At 71.2% G+C, this 4,457-nt stretch carries 5 protein-coding genes; all 5 read right to left on the bottom strand.

All coding sequences use genetic code 11. The features are described from left to right. Positions 1–57: 57 nt before the first annotated feature. From folK to lysA, 5 genes are read right to left on the bottom strand one after another with little or no spacing between them, the layout of a single operon-like run. Positions 58–597 (bottom strand): 2-amino-4-hydroxy-6-hydroxymethyldihydropteridine diphosphokinase, encoded by a 540-nt coding sequence (gene folK / locus D7V88_RS39255; protein WP_120545640.1) that lies wholly within the window; start codon positions 595–597, stop codon positions 58–60. Next, positions 594–1,361, bottom strand: a complete 768-nt coding sequence (locus D7V88_RS39250) for a fumarylacetoacetate hydrolase family protein (RefSeq protein WP_120545639.1) — start codon at positions 1,359–1,361, stop codon at positions 594–596. Before D7V88_RS39250 ends, folK begins: the two co-directional genes overlap by 4 nt. Further along, entirely contained in the window at positions 1,358–2,176 is an 819-nt protein-coding gene (dapB, locus tag D7V88_RS39245; RefSeq protein ID WP_120545638.1) for a 4-hydroxy-tetrahydrodipicolinate reductase, read from the bottom strand. The genes D7V88_RS39250 and dapB overlap by 4 nt, the downstream gene beginning before the upstream one ends. A 53-nt stretch (positions 2,177–2,229) precedes the next feature. Then, positions 2,230–3,117 carry a 4-hydroxy-tetrahydrodipicolinate synthase gene (gene dapA / locus D7V88_RS39240; protein WP_120545637.1) on the bottom strand — a complete coding sequence of 296 codons (888 nt, stop codon included), beginning with the start codon at positions 3,115–3,117 and terminating at the stop codon, positions 2,230–2,232. A gap of 16 nt (positions 3,118–3,133) precedes the next feature. Further along, a complete protein-coding gene (gene lysA, locus D7V88_RS39235) occupies positions 3,134–4,375 on the bottom strand; it encodes a diaminopimelate decarboxylase (RefSeq protein WP_120545636.1) in 1,242 nt (413 codons plus the stop codon). Positions 4,376–4,457: the final 82 nt, after the last annotated feature.

Here is a 4,457-nt window from a genome sequence, read left to right as displayed (position 1 = left end):
GCAGGGGGGTGGGCTCGGCCGCGAGCAGCGCGGCCGTGGCCAGGGCGAGGGACAGGCTCATAGTTCGTGCACGGGGAAACGGGCGCCCACGTCGGGCCAGCAGAGGGCCTCGCGCTTGCGGACGTCCTGGGGGGCGAGCTTCGCGAGCAGCTCCCGCACCGTCACGCCCAGCACCGGATGCCGGGCCCGGGGGGCCAGCTCCGACAGGGGTTCCAGTGCGAAGCGGCGCTTGTGCAGTTCCAGGTGGGGCACCTGGAGGTTGGCGTCCGCGATCACGGAGCGGTCCTCCTCGTCCCACAGGAGGATGTCCAGGTCGATGGTGCGCGGCCCCCAGTGCTGGAGGCGGCGGCGGCCCAGGTCCTGCTCGATGCGCTGCAGGATGCACAGCAGGCGCTGCGGGGACAGCTCACACTCCAGCGCCACCACGGCGTTCAGGAAGCGCGGCTGCGCGGGACCCACCGGGGCGCTGTCGTACAGCGACGAGCAGCCCAGCACCGCCACCGCGTCGATGCAGGACATCGCGGAGAGGGCTGCCACGAGGTGGGCCTCGCGGTCGCCCTCGTTGGAACCCAGACCTACATAGACTGTCGCACTCAAGGCTCCATCTCAACCGGGTTCACCAGGGTTCCGATTCCCTCCAGCTCCACCTCCACCGTGTCCCCCGCCACCAGCACGCCCACCCCGGACGGGGTGCCCGTGCTCACCAGGTCGCCGGGCAGCAGCGTCATGATGTGGGAGATGAAGGACACCAGGCGGGCGGGGCTGAACACCATGTCGGACGTACGGCCATCCTGACGCACCTGTCCGTTCACCCGGCACACCACCCGCAGGTCCGCCGGGGACAGGCCCGTCACGGCCCACGGGCCGGCGCAGGCGAAGGTGTCGTAGCCCTTGGCGCGGGTGTGCTGGATTTCCTTGCGCTGGATGTCGCGCGCGGTGACGTCGTTGAAGGCGGTGAGGCCCCAGATGGCGCGCGCGGCGGTGGCTTCGTCCGCGTTCTTCACGCGCTCGCCGATGAGCAGCGCCAGCTCCGCCTCGTGGTGCACTTCCTGGCTCGCTTTCGGGATGCGGATGGGCGAGAGCGGGCCGTTGAGCGCGGTGGAGGGCTTGGTGAAGATGAGCGGTTCGGTGGGGACGGGCTTGCCCATCTCCTCCGCGTGCTTGCGGTAGTTCTGCCCGATGCAGACCACCTTCGACGCGTCCGACGGCACCAGCAGCGTCAGGCCCTTGAGCGACCGGCGCAGCCCCGTCTCCTTGCCCCCGGCCCACGGCGCGGCGGTGAGCACCACCACCTCGTTACCGTCGACGCGGCCATGGCTGGCGCGGCCATCGACCTGGAAGCGGCAGTAACGGGCGGTCATGTCTTCCCCTGGAGTCCGAGCACGTCGGCCATGTCATAGAGCCCCGGCGCCCGGCGCGCCACCCACCGCGCGGCCCGGAGCGCCCCTTGCGCGAACTGGTCCCGGTTCGTCGCCCGGTGGGTGAGCTCGATGCGCTCCCCGTCGCCGAAGAAATACACGGTGTGCTCGCCCACCACGTCCCCACCGCGCAGCGCCTGCACGCCAATCTCACCCGGGGGCCGGGCGCCCGTCTGCCCGTCGCGCACGAACGTGAGGTCATCGCGCGTGCGCCCCAGGCTCTCCGCCAGCACCTCCGCCAGCTTCAGCGCGGTGCCACTGGGCGCGTCCTTCTTCATCCGGTGGTGCGCTTCCAGCACCTCCACGTCGAACGAGGGCCCCAGCACGCGCGCCAACTGCGCCGCCATCTGGATGACCAGGTTGACGCCCACGGACATGTTGGGCGCCGCGACGATGGGCACCTTCCGCGCGGACTCACGGAGCTTCGCGGTGTCCTCCTCGGAGAAGCCCGTGGAGCCCACCACCAGCGGCACGCCGCGCGCGGCGCACGTCTTCGCGTGCGCGAGGCTTGCCTCGGGGCCGGTGAAGTCCACGACGACGTCCGCCTTGGAGAACTCCAGCGCGCGCTCCAGGTCGTCCATCAGCAGCACGTCCAGCGCCGCGCCCAGACGGGCCGCGAGCCCCGCGTCCTGCCCCGCCGCCGGGCTGCCCGAGCGCACCGTGGCGGCCACCACCTGGAGGTCCTTCGCGTCGCGAGCCAGGCGCAGGAGGGTGCTGCCCATGCGGCCGGTGCTGCCGGTGATGACGGTGCGGATCATGGCGCGTGTGCTCCAGGAGCAACCAACGACGGGGGGACTGCGTGAGGCCGCTTTCAGCCCTTCAACAAGTCCAGTTGGAGGAGCGCGCCCTTCAACTTCTCGGCGTTCGCCTCGCCCATGGGAACGAGCGGCAGACGCACCTCCGGGCCGAACAGGCCCATCAGGTGCAGCGCCCACTTCACCGGGATGGGATTCGATTCGACGAAGAGCAGCCGGTGCAGCGCGTTCATCCGCACCTGGAGCGCTCGCGCCTTCGCGATGTCGCCGCCCCGCGCCGCCGCCACCAGGTCCGCCATCATCCGGGGCGCGACGTTGGAGGACACGGAGATGACGCCCTGGCCACCGCACGCGATGAAGGGCAGCACCGTGAAGTCGTCGCCGGACAGGAGCGTCAGCCGCTCACCGCACAGCTCCAACAGGTCCACCGCGCGCGCCAGGTTGCCGGTGGCCTCCTTGAGCGCCACGACCTCCGGGATGTCGCACAGCCTGAGCGCCGTCTCTGGCAGCAGGTCCACGCCCGTGCGGCCCGGCACGTTGTAGGCGATGAGCGGGAAGCCCGGGTGCGCCTTCGCGATGGCGCGGTAGTGCTCCACGAGGCCCGCCTGCGTGGGCTTGTTGTAGTAGGGCGTGACGATGAGCGCGCCGTCCGCGCCCGACAGGCGCGCGCGGCGCACGGAGTCCACGGTTTCGCGCGTGCTGTTGCTGCCCGCGCCCGCCACCACCGGCACGCGGCCCTTCACCTCGTCCACCACCACGGCGATGGCGTGCGCGCGCTCCTCCGAATCCATGGTGACGGCTTCGCCCGTGGTGCCCATGGGCAGGAGCACGTTCGTGCCGCCTTCAAGCTGGGCGCGAACCAGGGCCCGGAAGGCCCCCTCGTCCAGCGCCCCATTCAGGAACGGAGTGGCCAGCGCCGTCATGGAGCCTTGGAAGGTCTTCATGTCGGCGCTTATACGTTCAGGCCCGCTCGCCGCGCCAGAGGTCCTCGACGCGCTCGCGCTCCCGTACGACCCGCCAGGCCTCCCCGTCCACCAGCACCTCGGCCGGCCGGGGGCGCGAGTTGTAGGTAGAAGCCATGCTCATGCCGTAGGCCCCGGCGCTCATGAAGGCATACAGCTCGCCCTGGCGGGGGAGCACCAGGGAGCGGCCCTTCGCCAGCACGTCGGTGGACTCACACACCGGCCCCACGACGTCCACCTGCACATCCTTCCCCCGGCGCTTCACCAGGGGCTGGAGCGCGTGGTGCGCTTCGTAGAGGGCCGGGCGGATGAGGTCGTTCATGCCCGCGTCCACCACCACGAAGGTGCGCGTCTCGGTGGGCTTGCGGTACAGCACGCGGGTCAGCAGCACGCCCGCGTTGCCCACGAGCGACCGGCCCGGCTCCAACAGCAGCGTGGCCCCGGTGGGCTTCACCGCGGCGAGCACCGTGCGCGCGTACTCCTGGGGGCTGGGCGGCGTTTCGTCCGAATAGGTGATGCCCAGCCCGCCGCCCACGTCCAGGTACTCCAGCGCGTGGCCCTTCGCCTTGAGCGTGACGTAGAGGTCCGCCACCTTGGTGAGCGCGGCGCGCATGGGCGCCGTGCGCGTGAGCTGCGAGCCGATGTGGCAGTCCAGCCCCAGCGCCTGCACGCCCTTCATCTTCTTCGCCTTCGCATAGAGGGCGACCGCCTCCTCGAAGGGCACGCCGAACTTGGACGTCTTCAGGCCGGTGGCGATGTAGCGGTGCGTCCGGGCATCCACGTCCGGGTTCACCCGCAGCGCGAACGGCGCGCGCCGCCCTGCCCTGCGCCCCACGGCATCCAGCGCCTCCAGTTCCTCCGCGCTCTCCACGTTGAAGAGCCGGATGCCGGAGGACAGGGCCTGGGCCATCTCGTCCGGCGTCTTGCCCACGCCCGCGAACACCGTCTTGCCGGCATCCCCGCCCGCCTGCTTCACGCGGGCCAGCTCGCCGCCGGACACGATGTCGAAGCCGCTGCCCAGCGCCGTGAAGAGCTTCAGGATGGCCAGGTTGGAGTTGGCCTTCACCGAATAGCAGATGAGGTGCGGGTGGCCGGCGAACGCCTCCGTCACCTCGCGGAAGCGCTCCGTGAGGGCCCGGGCGGAATAGACGTAGGTGGGCGTGCCCACCGCGTCCGCGATGGCCGACAGGGGCACCCCTTCCGCGTGCAGCGAACTCTTTCGATACGCGAAGGCCGTCACGGGGGAGGCCCGGCGTCCGTGGTGGACGGCGGCACCGTGGGGCCGGAGGGCTCCACGGCGCCCCGAGGCGGCTCCTGCGGGG

The organism is Corallococcus terminator (assembly GCF_003611635.1).
Classification (GTDB): Bacteria; Myxococcota; Myxococcia; order Myxococcales; family Myxococcaceae; genus Corallococcus; species Corallococcus terminator.
The sequence above is the reverse complement of the archived record's forward strand: the minus strand, read 5'-3'. Positions and strand labels throughout refer to the sequence as shown.

Excerpts from the sequence above, each read along its gene's own strand:
- D7V88_RS39250 (WP_120545639.1), bottom strand. The coding sequence starts at position 1,361 with ATGACCGCCCGTTACTGCCGCTTCCAGGTCGATGGCCGCGCCAGCCAT.
- dapB (WP_120545638.1), bottom strand. The coding sequence starts at position 2,176 with ATGATCCGCACCGTCATCACCGGCAGCACCGGCCGCATGGGCAGCACC.
- dapA (WP_120545637.1), bottom strand. The coding sequence starts at position 3,117 with ATGAAGACCTTCCAAGGCTCCATGACGGCGCTGGCCACTCCGTTCCTG.